This window comes from Streptomyces sp. MUSC 14, assembly GCF_001866675.1.
GTDB lineage: Bacteria > Actinomycetota > Actinomycetes > Streptomycetales > Streptomycetaceae > Streptomyces.
In genome coordinates this window covers 1-305 of record NZ_MLYN01000121.1, presented here as the reverse complement: position 1 = coordinate 305, position 305 = coordinate 1, and the positions used below count along the sequence as shown (strand labels likewise).

Annotated in this window: 1 protein-coding gene; it reads right to left on the bottom strand. The window is 69.8% G+C overall.

The window, feature by feature from the left end; genetic code table 11:
* A partial coding sequence (locus BIV25_RS48960) for a helix-turn-helix domain-containing protein (RefSeq protein WP_143076842.1) occupies nucleotides 1-208 on the bottom strand: 208 nt, incomplete at its 3' end.
* Between the last annotated feature and the right edge of the window lie 97 nt (nucleotides 209-305).

Sequence of the window (305 nt, the reverse complement as noted above, 5' to 3'; positions counted from 1 at the left end):
TCGGTGGCCCCGCGGAGGCGAGCGCGGCCATCCCGCCCTCCCGCCAGGCACGCCGCCAGCGTTCCACCGACCGCTCACTCACCCGCAGATCCCTCGCGATCACCGCGGTTCTCTCACCGCGGCCGAACCGTTCACCCGCCTCGTACCGGATCCGCTCGCGAAACCGCCGCCGCTCCGCGGTCAGCCCACCACCCTGCGCGTACCGCATACCACCCGGCCTACCGCAGGGATCACCACACGTCACCACCCCCGACACCAACCCGAAGAGCTCAGTGAGCCGTTTTCATCATGAATAGCCGCAGGTC